This window comes from Pseudonocardia zijingensis (assembly GCF_042657305.1).
Taxonomy (GTDB): domain Bacteria; phylum Actinomycetota; class Actinomycetes; order Mycobacteriales; family Pseudonocardiaceae; genus Pseudonocardia; species Pseudonocardia zijingensis.
The window spans coordinates 104,549-116,556 of record NZ_JBHSKO010000002.1; the positions used below are offsets into that span (position 1 = coordinate 104,549).

11 protein-coding genes are annotated in these 12,008 nt (G+C 74.1%); 6 read left to right on the forward strand and 5 right to left on the reverse strand.

Annotated elements, in window-relative coordinates:
• Positions 1-208 precede the first annotated feature (208 nt).
• On the forward strand, positions 209-685 hold the full coding sequence (locus tag ACFPL3_RS04665; RefSeq protein ID WP_343942831.1) for a MarR family winged helix-turn-helix transcriptional regulator: 477 nt from the start codon (positions 209-211) through the stop codon (positions 683-685).
• Here the strand turns inward: ACFPL3_RS04665 and ACFPL3_RS04670 are convergent.
• Positions 642-1,634 (reverse strand): LysR family transcriptional regulator, encoded by a 993-nt coding sequence (locus ACFPL3_RS04670; protein WP_343942832.1) that lies wholly within the window; start codon positions 1,632-1,634, stop codon positions 642-644. The two genes, ACFPL3_RS04665 and ACFPL3_RS04670, sit on opposite strands and share 44 nt — an antisense overlap.
• 115 nt (positions 1,635-1,749) lie before the next feature.
• Here ACFPL3_RS04670 and ACFPL3_RS04675 point away from each other — a divergent pair, with 115 nt between their 5' ends.
• Positions 1,750-2,592, forward strand: a complete 843-nt coding sequence (locus ACFPL3_RS04675) for an alpha/beta hydrolase (protein ID WP_343942833.1) — start codon at positions 1,750-1,752, stop codon at positions 2,590-2,592.
• The gene (locus ACFPL3_RS04680) at positions 2,589-4,031 is read left to right on the forward strand and encodes an MFS transporter (protein ID WP_343942834.1); all 1,443 of its coding nucleotides are present in this window, start codon (positions 2,589-2,591) and stop codon (positions 4,029-4,031) included. Before ACFPL3_RS04675 ends, ACFPL3_RS04680 begins: the two co-directional genes overlap by 4 nt.
• 614 nt (positions 4,032-4,645) lie before the next feature.
• Here the strand turns inward: ACFPL3_RS04680 and ACFPL3_RS04685 are convergent.
• Positions 4,646-5,500: an SDR family NAD(P)-dependent oxidoreductase gene (locus ACFPL3_RS04685; protein ID WP_343942836.1), complete on the reverse strand. Its 855-nt coding sequence runs from the start codon at positions 5,498-5,500 to the stop codon at positions 4,646-4,648.
• Between the two features lie 93 nt (positions 5,501-5,593).
• On the opposite strand from ACFPL3_RS04685, the gene ACFPL3_RS04690 reads away from it, so the two are divergent.
• On the forward strand, positions 5,594-6,304 hold the full coding sequence (locus ACFPL3_RS04690) for an alpha/beta fold hydrolase (protein WP_343942837.1): 711 nt from the start codon (positions 5,594-5,596) through the stop codon (positions 6,302-6,304).
• A 3-nt stretch (positions 6,305-6,307) separates the two neighbouring features.
• On the opposite strand, the gene ACFPL3_RS04695 is transcribed toward ACFPL3_RS04690, so the two are convergent.
• The 3 genes from ACFPL3_RS04695 to ACFPL3_RS04705 are packed head-to-tail and all read right to left on the reverse strand — an operon-like array spanning position 6,308 to position 9,563.
• Positions 6,308-7,933 carry an AMP-binding protein gene (locus ACFPL3_RS04695; protein WP_379588418.1) on the reverse strand — a complete coding sequence of 542 codons (1,626 nt, stop codon included), beginning with the start codon at positions 7,931-7,933 and terminating at the stop codon, positions 6,308-6,310.
• A complete protein-coding gene (locus ACFPL3_RS04700) occupies positions 7,930-8,742 on the reverse strand; it encodes an alpha/beta fold hydrolase (RefSeq protein WP_343942919.1) in 813 nt (270 codons plus the stop codon). The genes ACFPL3_RS04695 and ACFPL3_RS04700 overlap by 4 nt, the downstream gene beginning before the upstream one ends.
• Positions 8,742-9,563 (reverse strand): MaoC family dehydratase, encoded by an 822-nt coding sequence (locus ACFPL3_RS04705; protein ID WP_343942839.1) that lies wholly within the window; start codon positions 9,561-9,563, stop codon positions 8,742-8,744. Before ACFPL3_RS04705 ends, ACFPL3_RS04700 begins: the two co-directional genes overlap by 1 nt.
• 110 nt (positions 9,564-9,673) lie before the next feature.
• Between ACFPL3_RS04705 and ACFPL3_RS04710 the strand changes: the two genes are divergently transcribed.
• Positions 9,674-10,291 carry a TetR-type transcription factor C-terminal domain-containing protein gene (locus tag ACFPL3_RS04710; RefSeq protein WP_343942840.1) on the forward strand — a complete coding sequence of 206 codons (618 nt, stop codon included), beginning with the start codon at positions 9,674-9,676 and terminating at the stop codon, positions 10,289-10,291.
• Positions 10,292-10,388: 97 nt separating this feature from the next.
• A complete protein-coding gene (locus ACFPL3_RS04715; protein WP_343942841.1) occupies positions 10,389-11,729 on the forward strand; it encodes an MFS transporter in 1,341 nt (446 codons plus the stop codon).
• Positions 11,730-12,008 lie beyond the last annotated feature (279 nt).

A 12,008-nucleotide genomic window follows, 5' to 3' on the forward strand; every position in this document is an offset into this window, starting at 1 on the left:
GTCGGCGTTGACAGAGAACTCGGAGGTGGTGGCTGAGTGGCCTAGCCAATAGGTCTCCGGGTCAGTTGTCAAGGGTGCGCCGCCGTCGACCTCTGGGGCGGCCACCGCGACGCCGGGCGCACCCGGCCGTGGACGGGGGGACGTCCATCAAGATCTTGCCGATCGTCAAGCGCGTGAAACAGCGTGAAGTCGCGATAAGCTCTCAACCGTGCCCGACGACCCCACCGCGACAGCCTCCGACGCGGAGGTCCTCGGCCGCGTCGCCGCACTCCTGCGCCGCGCCGACCTCGCCCTGCTCGCCGTCAAGGAACCGCCGCTGCGGGAGATCGGCGTCTCCGGCTCGCTCTACGCCGTGCTGATGAACCTGCGGGTCACTCCGGGGCTCACCGGGGCGGAGCTGGCCCGCGTGGTCGGGGTGACACCCCAGGCCATCGGCCCCCTGGTCGCCAAGCTCGTCGACCGCGGCTGGGTGGAACGGCGCGCGCACCCCCGCCACCAGAACGTGCAGGAGCTGCACCTCACCGAGGCCGGCCGCACCGAGACCACCGTCGCCGACCGCATCATGGCCCACCTCGAGGACCACCTGCGCCGCTCGCTCGGCGAGGACGACTACGAGCAGCTGGCCACGCTGCTCGGGCGGGTCATCGAGCACCTGCCGGGCTGGGCACCGCCGCGGCAGGGCTGACACCCTCCGAGCACGCGGCGGGGTGCCGCGCGAGCACCTCGTCGAGCCGCGACCCCACCTCCCGGCAGTTGGCCCGCACGACGTCGAGGAAGGCGGCGAGCACCGGCGAACGATCGGCCGCCCGGAACGACAGCTGCAGGTCGGGCAGGCGCACCTGGGGTGTGACGTCGCAGAACCACACGTCGTCGCGGCGCAGCAGGCGCATCCGGTCCGGCCCCAGCCCCACCCCCACCCCGCAGGCCGCGAGCCCGATGATCGTGTGGATGTCCCGGGCCGAGGCCGCGCGGTCGAGGGGCGAGCTCGCGGATCCGAACAGCGAACGCAGCCACGACGACACCGCGGGCTCCTGGTCCCCCGGGGCCACCACGAGGGTCTCCGTGACGAGCTGGTCGAGACCGACCTCGGCCCGCCCCGCGAACGGGTGCGTGCTCGCCACGACGGCGATCAGGTGGTCGGCCCCGATCGGCGCGGTGACGAGCCCCTCGGCCCCCGCACCGCGCGGGGCCCCGCGCCCCACCGCGACGTCGAGCTCGCCGGCGATCAGCGCGGCCACCCCGTCCGGGCTGCCCATCTCGCGCAGGTCGAGCCGCACGTCTGGCCGGGACCGCTGGAACCGGCCGAGCACCCCGGGCAGCGGCGCGAGAAGCGCCGACCCGATGAACCCCATGCGCAGCCGGCCGGACTCGCCGCGGGCCGCCCTCCCGGCGTCGGTCACGGCGCCGCTCATCTCGGCCAACGCCCGGCGGGCCCGGTCGAGGAAGGCCGTGCCCGCCGCGGTCGGGAACACCCCGCGCGAGGTGCGGTCGAACAGCCGCTCGCCGACCTCCCGCTCGAGTGCCGCGATCTGCGCCGACAGCGGTGGCTGGGCGATGCCGAGCGACGCCGCGGCCCGGCCGAAGTGCTGGTGCTCCGCGAGCGCCAACGCGTACCGGAGATGACGGGCTTCCACGCCCCGACGATACGTCAGAAGTATTGCGGAACGAGTTGTCAGCTATGGACGTGTATGGCGGGCGCTTCCGGGGGTGAGGTGGTGATCGACCCGTTCACCGTCGGAAGGCATCGTCATGACCTCCACCACCCTCGTGTTCGTCCACGGCGCCTGGCACTCGTCGCTGCACTGGAACCTGACGCTGCGCGCGCTGGCGCAGCGCGGCGTGCCCGGCATCGCGATCGACCTGCCCGGCCACGGCGTCGGCGCGCCCGTCCCGAGCGGCTACCTGCAGCCCGGCCAGCCCGGCCTCGGCACCGAGCGGTCCGCGCTCGCCGACGTGACCATGGACGATCTGACCGACGCCCTGGTGGCCCGGCTCGCCGAGATCCGCCCGCGGTTCGAGCGGGTGGTCCTCGTCGGGCACAGCGCGGGCGGCGGCCCGGCGTCGGCCGCCGCGGAACGGGCCCCGGAGCTCGTCGACCACATCGTGTATCTCTCGGCGTTCCTCCCCGCGGGCCGGCCGCGGTTCCTCGACTACGTCGACGCGCCGGAGAACGCGGGCGCCGTCCACGTGCCGCGGGTGGGCGACCCCGCCGCGATCGGCGCCATCCGGATCAACCCGCTGTCGCCCGACCCGGACGAGGTCTCCGCGATCCACCGCTCCTTCCTCGGCGACTGGCCCGCCGACCAGCCGGGCTGGCGCCTGCTCCTGCACCCTGACGAGCCGGCCGCGTCCCTCACCGCGCCGGTGCAGGTCTCGGCGGCCCGTTGGGGGCGCATCCCCCGCACCTACATCCGGCTCACCGACGACCTCGCGCTCCCCGTCGTCACCCAGGACCTGATGATCGCCGAGGCCGACCAGGTGGCGCCGGAGCACAAGACCGAGGTGCACTCGCTGCCCGGCGGGCACTCCCCCTTCCTCACGCGGCCCGGCGAGCTCGCCGCACTGCTGGCCCCGCTCGCGGAGCGGAGGTGAAGCGACTCGCGCTTCCGGTGCTGCTGTCCGGGACGTTCGTCCAGCTGATGAGCGTCACGGTGATGCAGGTCGCGGTGCCGGACATCCGGCACGACCTGGGCGCGGGCCCCGGGGCGGCCCAGCTGGTGCTCGCCGGCTACACCCTCACCTTCGCCTGCTCGCTGATCACCGCGGCCCGGCTGGGCGACCGGTTCGGCTACCGGCGGCTGTTCGTGGCCGGCATGGCGGTGTTCACAGCGGCCGCGGCGGTGGGGGCCGCGGCCCCGGGCCCGGACGTCCTCGTGGCAGCGCGGCTGGTGCAGGGGCTCGGCAGCGGCCTGATGGCCCCGCAGATCCTCTCGCTGATCCAGACCGCCGTGCCCGCCGGCCGCAGGCCCCGCGCCCTGGCCTGGTACGGCGCCACGATGGCGGCCGCGTCGCTGGCGGGCCCGGTGCTCGCCGGCGTGCTGCTGGAGATCGACCCCTTCGGCCTCGGGTGGCGGGCGGCGCTGGCGCTGACCGTGCCGGTCGGGATCGCCGCGCTGGCGCTGTGCCCCGTGCTCCCGGAGCGCGGCGGGCAGGGGTCCGCGACCCGGATCGACCTGCTCGGCGCGGGGCTCAGCCTGTCGGGCCTGTTCCTGCTGGTGCTGCCGCTGACGCTCGGCGCGGACCAGGGCTGGCCCACGTGGGTCTGGGTCAGCCTGGTCGCGGCGGCGGCGCTGCTCGGCGCGTTCACGGTGGCGCAGCGCCGGGTGCGGGATCCGCTCGTGAACCCGGCGGCCCTGGCCCTCCGCACGACGCGTTGGGGGATCGCGGCGGTGCTGCTGTTCAACGCGGGCATCCCGTCGTTCATCCTGCTCCTGTCCCTGCACCTGCAGGGTGCGCTGCACCTCGGTCCGCTGCCGACGGCGCTCGCGATCACGCCCTACGCCGTCGGGGCGCTGCTCGGCAGCGCCGTGGCCGAACGGGTGGCCCGGCGCCTCGGCGCCGCGGCACTGGTGATCTGCGCCGGTGGGCTCGGGGCGAGCGCGGTGCTCACCGCCGTGACGATCGCCGCCCCGGGCCCGGCGCTCGCGTTCGTGCTCGGGCTGGGCGGCCTCGCCTTCGGCGTCTTCACCGCGTCGGCGTTCACCCTGGTGCTGGCGCAGGTCCCGGGCCGGGCCGCGAGCTCCGTGTCCGGGCTGCTGCCCACGGCGCAGCAGCTCGGCGGGACCTTCGGGGTGGCGCTCGCCGGCGTGGCCTACACCGCGCCTGCCGCCGACCCCGGCGCCGCGTTCTGGCACGCGATGACCTACGAGGTGGCGGTCTTCACCCTCGCTGCACTCGCCACCGCGGTCCTGCACCGGCTCAGTGGCGGCGGTCGTAGTCCTGCCGGCACCGGTGGATCTCGTCGGCGTGGGCGACCGTCCACTCGTAGAGGTGACCGAACGGCTCCCGCAGCGACTCACCGAGCGGCATGAGTACTCGACGCCGACCGGCGGGGCCGATCGAGCAGGGCCATCACCATCATCGACCACTTGTCCGCGATCTGGTCGAGGATCGGCCGGCTCGGGCAGTCCGCCCGGTAGACGATGCCGGGCGAGAACTGGGCCGTCGACGCGGGCGCCACCAAGGTCGCCTGATCCTTACGGGCTCACGGGGAACCGGCGGTTGTGCCCGGGGAGGTCCTGCGCCGTGGGAGCCGTGCTGACCACGGCGCTCGGCCGCGCCTCTGTGGTCTTCCCAGCCGGGTTCCGCGGAACCCGCGGGCACCGGCCCATGATCACCAGCCTGGAGCGAAACCCGACACCTGGCGTCGGGAAACGCGCCAACCCGCCGATCAAGACCCAAGAACACCCCGGCTCCGGACCACCGGACAGTCACCCCGCAGCCCACGGGACGTACTCGTCGCCGAGCCCGGAAGGCCGCGACGAGCATCTCGCAGCGCGCCCACCGGATCGGTTGTCTTCCGACCCGGCCCAGCACGCAAGATGGGTTGTTCTCCCGGCCGGGTTCCGCGGAACGCGGCCCATGAAGCGATCTTGCGCTGCCGAGCAACGGACTCCATGATCACGCCGCGGCGTGAGTCGGCAGCTCACCGCCCCACGGCGTCGTCCCCCCCGAGCTCCGGGTGCATGCGGAGGTCGTGGGGTCGCGGGTCCCAGGCGCCCGCGCCACCGGAGGGGCGCACGATGCTCACCGCCGCCGCACCGCCGTCGACGGACACCACCTCGCCGGTCATGTACGCCGCGCCGTCGCCCAGCAGGAACTCGACCACCGAGGCGATCTCGTCGCCCGTGCCGGGGCGGCGCAGCGGGCTGGTGGCCGCACGGCGCGCCATGTCGTCACCGCCGCCGGGGCCCGAGCCGGCGCCCGCGAACAGCGCCGTCGGCACGATGCCGGGCGCCACCGCGTTCACGCGCACGCCGATCGGCCCGCCGAACATCGCCGCGCCCTTCAGCAGGCCGAGCACCCCGTGCTTGGACGCGTGGTAGGCGAGCAGGTCGTCGCTGGCGCGCAGCGAGGCGATCGACGCCGTCAGCACGATCGCGCCACCGCCGCCCTGCACCTCGTACTGCCGGAACGCCGCGCGGATGCCCAGGAACACGCCGCGCAGGTTGATGCCCATCACGCGGTCCCAGTCCTCCACGGACAGCTCGGGCAGCCGCACCAGCGGGCCCGGGATGCCGGCGTTCAGGTGGTGCAGGTCGATGCGGCCGAACTCGGCCACCCCCGCTGCCACCGCGGCATCCACGTCGGCCTCGCTCGCGACGTCACCGGCGTGCGTCACCACCGGGCCGGGCAGTTCGGCCGCGAGCTTGCCCAGCCGGTCGCCGTCGACGTCCGTGAGCACGAGCCGCACGCCGGCGGCGGAGAGCCGCCGCGCCGTGGCCGAGCCCAAGCCACCGGCCGCGCCCGTGATCAGACACACCTTCCCACTGAGGGTCATTCCACTTCCTCTCGGCGACGCACGATTGCCAGGCTGTCAGACAAAACTAGCGCGCACAAGGTCCAGCAGAACGCGGGGAGCAGACTGGTGATCATGAACTTCGTCTTCGTCCCCGGCGCCTGGCACGGCGGCTGGTCCTGGCACCCGGTCGGGCGGCGGGTGCGGGCCGCCGGGCACCGCGCGTTCGCCCTCACGCTGCCCGGCCTCGCGATGGGCGACGATCCCACCGGGTTGCGGCTCGCCGACGCGGTGGACCACGTCGTGCGCGAGGTCGAGCGGCGCGCCCTGCGCGACGTCGTGCTCGTCGGCCACAGCTTCGGGGGCATCCCGATCACCGGCGCCGCCCACCGGCTCGCCGGGCGGCTGGCCCACGTCGTGTTCTTCAGCGCGTTCGTGCCGCGCCGCGGGGAGTCCATGGCCGCCGCTTCGGGACCCGACGCCGAGGCGTGGATCCGCGCGACGGTGGAGGCCGACTCGCAGGGCACCATCGGGCTCGACTACGAAGCGTTCTGCACCATGATCATGCAGGACGGCCCGGATGACGTGCGGCAGCTCGTCTTCGACCAGCTGACGCCCCAGCCCGGCGGCTACATGCTGGACGCGCTGGACGTCGACGGCGTCGACACCCTCGGGGTGCCGATCACCTACCTCCTCGCCGAGCAGGACATCGCACTCGCCGCGCCCGGCGACGAGCTGGCCGCCCGCGTGGGCGTGGAGCCGATCCCGGTGCCCGGCACCCATGAGGCGCTGCTGACCCACCCCGACGAGCTCACGAAGGCGCTGCTGCACGCGCAGGAGCGGTGAGGCTCAGCCCGGGTTCGACCCCGCCAGCTGTTCCGCGAGCTCGCGCAGGGCGGCCGCCCGGATCTTCGAGCCGTTGGTGCCGACGGTGGTCGGCATCTCCGGGATGACGTGCACGGTGTCGGGCACCTTGAAGCGCGCCAGCGTGGCCGCGCACCACTCGCGCAGCGCCGCGGGATCCGGGGTGGCGCCCTCCGTGGGCTCGACGAATGCGATGGCGCGCGTCTCGCCCGCCGCGGTGATCCCGACGACCTTCGTGCGGCCGACGTCCGGGTGTGCGGCCAGGCGGTTCTCGATCTCGGCCGGGTCGACGAGGAAGCCCTTGAGGCGCAGCGCGTCGCCGATGCGGTTGAGGTAGACGAAGGAGCCGTCGGGCCGCGCGGTGCCCAGGTCGCCGGACCGGAACCAGCCGTCGTCGGTGAACGCGGCGGCGCGGATCGCGCCGTCGTGGTCGCCGAGGTAGCCGTCGACGACGTGGTAGCCGCGGAACTGCAGCTCGCCCGGCTCGTCACCGGTGATCGGCTCTCCGGTGAACAGGTCGACCGCGCGCACCTCGATCGCGTCCGAGACGAGTTCGCCGCCGCCGCGCCACCGCTCGGGCCGCGGCAGTGCCGGCTGCCAGAACGACATGAGCGCGAACAGCTCGCTGGAGCCGTACACACCGCACGTCGGGGTGCCGGTCTCGTCCTCGGCCCACGCGGCGACGGCGCCGGAGCTGCCGTAGAAGTCGGCGATCAGCAGCCGACGCCAGGCGGGCAGGTCCACGGGCTGCGCGTGCCACGCCTCCATGAGCCTGCCGCTGATGTCGTCGGCGCAGGCGAGGTGGGTGACGCCGTGGCGGGCCATGTCCCGCAGGGTGCGGGCCGGGTCGAAGCGCGGCTCCAGCAGGGCGGCGCCGCCGGCCGCGATCGCGGCGAGCGCGGGCACGTACCCGAACACCCCTGACAGCGGGAGCACCACGAGGCTGACGGAGTCCTCGTCCCACCCGCCCGCGGCGGCCACGTTCCGGGCGTGCGTGGCGACGCCGCTGCTCAGGTGGGCGGCGAGCTTCGGCCGGCCGGTGGAGCCGGACGTCGTGAACGCCACGGCGAGCGCATCGGGCCCGCCGCGCAGCGCGTCCGCGTCGGGCGGCGGGCCCGCCGGCTCCGGCGGCACCCAGGTGCCTGCGCCGACGTCGTGCCGGGCCGCGGCGTCCGCGGTGACGGGCGGGCGCCCCGGACCGGCGACGACCGCCACCTGCGGCGCGGGGGCGCCGGCCTCGGGGAGGGCGTCGCGCAGCCGCCCGGACAGGTCGATGCCGAGGAAGTCGTCCGCCACCGCGACGACGGTCGGGCGGGCGCGCTCCAGCACGTGCGCGACGTCGCCGACGCCGTAGCGGGTGTTGATCCCGATCACGTGGGCACCGAGCGCGGCGGCGGCGAACTGCCAGACCAGCGCGTCGGACCAGTTGGGCAGCATGACGCCGACGCAGTCGCCGTGCCCGATGCCGCGCTCGCGCAGGGCGTCGCGCAGCGCCACGGTGCGCGCGAGGAACTCGCCGCGGGTGACCCGCACGTCGTCCTCGCCGTCGATCACGAGCACGGCGTCCGGGCGCGTCGCGACGACGTCGGCCAGCAGGTCTGCCAGTGTCACCGGGATCGCCTCGCCAGGTCGGTGAGCCACCCGTGCAGCGTGGCCGCGAAGCCGGGGAGCTCCTCCATCGGGTAGTGGCCGACGCCTTCGAGGAAGGTGCAGCGGGCGTCGGGGATCAGGCCGGCCGCGTGGCGGACGTCCGCCGGGCGGAGCCACAGGTCGTCGGTGCCCGCGACGAGGTGCACGGGGCACCGGACGCCGGGCAGGCCGGACCGGACGTCGTGGGTGACCCACCCGATGAGGTCGCTGGTGGTGACCTCCGGGTCCTCCCGCCGGTGCATGCGCGCGATCAGCTCGGCCCGCTCCGGCGCCACGTTCGCGCCCACGACGGCCAGCGTGCCGTGGTAGGTGCGGTCGGCGCGACTCGGCGCGGCGGCGTCGACCAGCTCGCGCTCCAGGCCGCGGACCGACAGCATCGGGTCGCGGTCGGTGCCGCCGTGCGCGGCCATCGCGACCGCGCCGGCCAGCCGGTCGCCGCGGCGCACGGCCAGCTGCAGGGAGATCGCACCCCCGATCGAGCACCCGACGACGAACGGCCGCTCCATGCCGAGGACGTCGATCAGCTCCTCGCACCAGGCGGCGTAGTCGCCGAGGTCGCGCACCGGCCCGTGCGGGGCGGGCTCGGAGCGGCCGTGCCCCGGCAGGTCGGGCACGACCACGCGGTACCCGAGCGCGGCCAGCTCGGACTGCACGTCGCGCCACTGCACCCCGCTCTGCCCCGCGGTGTGCAGGCACAGCACCGGGGTGCCCGCGCCCTCCTCCAGCACGAACGCCCGGCTGCCCGCCACGCGGACGTCGTGCGCGCGCATCACGCCGCCTCCTTCGCGAGCGCGCGCGCCTCGTCCACCAGCGCCACGAGGGCACTGGTCAGGCGCAGGTACTCGTAGGCGCTGCCGCTCACGGTGAACTCGTCGCGCATGGTCCGCTTCGTGAGGTCGTTGACCGGCCCGGTCAGCAGCCGGACCCAGGTGATGTCGGGGGCGCCGAGGACGAAGGCCGGGCCGTCGGGGGTGCGGGCGCCGCTGTCCAGCACGCGCCCGCGGTAGATCCGGAACTGGACGACGTCCTCGCCGAAGCGCAGGCCGATCGCGCCGTCCCAGGTGCTCGTGGCCGTGGTGAACGCCGGGGAGGCCGAGAGCCGTTCCCCCAGCGCACGCGCCCACGCGGTACCGGGGAACGCCCGGCCGACCCGGCGCGCGTCGTCGCCTTCCGCGTCGCGGGCGGTCACCAGCGCGGCGGTCTCGCCCTCCTGGACGAGCTCGCCCCGCTGGTCGCGCACGAGCACGTGCCGCCCGACCACGCCGTTGACCCGCGCGGACGTCCGCCGGGCGCGGGTGATCGTCATCTCGTAGCGCACCCGGTCGCCGGGGTGCAGCGGCGCGAGGTAACGCCAGCGGGTGTCCAGCGCGGCCTCGACGTGGGCGCCGAGCCCCGTCTCGTAGAGCCACCCGAAGAAGCACGCGATGCCGAGCGGGCCGTGCACGAGCGGCCGCTCCTCGCGGGTGTGCACCGGGTGGTGGTCGCCGCTCAGGTCGGCGAACGCAGCGACGTCGGCCGGAGAGAGCGTGCGCTCCGGGCCGGTGTAGGTGCGTCCGACCTCGAAGTCCTCGAAGTACGGGCCGGAACCCATGCGCCCCCCTTCGACACGAACGAACGTTCTTGTCATTCAACGAAGCACGCCGCCGACACCCCTGTCAAGCGGCTCCGAATGCGGCGGGCAGGTGCCGTAGGCTCGACGGCATGAACACCCGTTCCGCCGCCCTCGTCGCCGACACCGGCCGGCGGAACGAGGCCGTCATCCTCAACGCGGCGCTCGAGGCGTTCGGCCGCAAGGGCTTCAACGGCGCGTCGATGCGCGACGTCGCGAAGCTCGCCGGCACCAGCCTCTCCAACCTCTACAACTACTTCCCCTCGAAGTCGCGGCTGCTCGCGGAGGTGCTGCGGCACGCCAACGAGGAGCTGCAGGCGAGGGTGCGGCGCGCGGTGGCCGACGCGGGCGACGACGCGAGCTCGCGAATGCGCGAGGCCGTGCGCGCCTACGTGGGGTTCGTGGTCGACCACCAGGTCGCGATGCTCGTCTCCACGAACGAGGTGCGATACCTCGACCCGGACGATCGCGCCGCGCTGGTGGCCGAGCGCGACTCCACGCAGGGCACGTTCGAGGAGATCGTCGCGCAGGGCGTGGCGAGCGGGGAGTTCCGCACGCCGTACGCCGCCGACGCCGCCCGCGCGATCCTGTCCGGGATCGGCGCGATCGCCTCCTGGTACCGGCCGGACGGTCGCCTGTCGCGCGGCCAGCTCGCCGAGCAGCAGGCGCGCTACGCGCTCGCGCTGCTGGAAGCCCGCCTCCCCCACTGAATGCACCCCGATCCTTGCCGGGGGAATTCCGCTCGGCTACGTTATGAACGATCGTTCGTACCTACGGCCGCACCGCCGCAGCCCGGAGGTGGAAGAGATGGACCAGCACGCTCCCCCGCAGCGGATGGGCAGGCTCGCTGCCGCCGCCGTGTTCGCCACCACCCTCGAGTGGTTCGACTTCCTCATCTACGCCACCGCCGCCGCGCTCGTCTTCGGCCACCTGTTCTTCCCCTCGGTGAGCCCGGTCGCCGGCACGCTGGCCTCCTTCGCGACGTTCGCGGTCGGGTTCGTGGCCCGCCCGCTCGGCGGGATCATCGCCGGTCACGTGGGCGACCGGTTCGGCCGCAAACCCCCGCTCGTCGGCGCGATGCTGATCATGGGCGTGGCGACGTTCGCGATCGGCGTGCTGCCCGGCTACGACGCGATCGGGTCGTGGGCACCGGCCCTGCTCGTGCTCGCCCGGCTGGTGCAGGGCATCGGCGTCGGGGCGCAGTGGGGCGGAGCGGCGTTGCTGCTCACCGAGCACGCGCCCGTCGAGCGGCGCGGCTTCTACGGCAGCCTCGTGCAGACCGGCGCGATCTTCGGCGCGGTGGCCGGCAACATGTTCTTCCTCCTCCTCAACGCCCTGCTCGGCGAGGAGCAGTTCCTCGCGTGGGGCTGGCGGATCCCGTTCCTGTCCGGGCTCGTGCTCGTGGCGATCGGCGCGTACGTGCAGCTGCGCATCGAGGACACCCCCGTGTTCCGCGAGCTGCGAGAGCGCTCGAGCACGTCCCGCGAGGAGGCCGGGCTGCGCAAGGCGCCGCTCGTGGAGGCCGTGCGCAGCTACTGGCGGGAGATCCTGCAGGCCGCAGGCGCCTTCTTCGTCGTCAACGCCACCTTCTACATCCTGATCAGCGGCATGCTCGGCTACGCGACGACGACCGTCGGGATGTCCCGGTCCACGATCCTGTGGTGCGTGATGGCGGCCGGGCTCACGCAGGTGGTGACCATGCCGCTGTTCGGCATGCTCACCGACCGCATGGGGTCGCGCAAGCGCCTCTACCTCACCGGCACCGTGCTGATGGCCGTGTTCGCGTTCCCGATGTTCTGGCTGGTGGACACCGGGTCGGTGCCACTGGTGTTCCTCGCGCTGCTCGTCGGGTTCACCATCCACGCCACGATGTACGGCCCCCAGGCCACCCTGTACGCCGAGATGTTCCCCGCCGACGTCCGCTACTCGGGGGCGTCGCTGGGCTACCAGTTCGCGTCGGTCTTCGCGGGCGGGCTGGCCCCGTTCATCATGACGGCCCTGCTGGCGGCCACCGGTGCCTCGTGGTCGGTGGCGGCGTACATCATCGGGTGCGCGGCGGTCACGTTCGTCGCGGTGGCGACGATCAAGGAGCGGTTCGGCCGCGACCTCTACGAGACCTCGGATGCCGTCGGGGCGGGCAAGCACTGACCTCCGCGGAGCGTGTCCGCGATCACGTTCGCGTGTTGAGGCGAGCCGTGGTCCGCGCAGCGCGCTAGACTCGCCCGGAAGAGCCGATCTCGGCGCAATCGCCCGTCCTGTGACGGGTGCTCTGCGGAGGGTCAGCGGCCGTCGCCGCTGGTCGATCACCAATCACACCTTCCCTGCAGGCCCGCGGATCCGCTCGAGTCCGGAGGAGCCGTTCGGCTCTCTCCACGCGACGCCGGAGCGCGCCGGCAGCACGGTGCGCGCGGAACGGCAGCTGTGGCT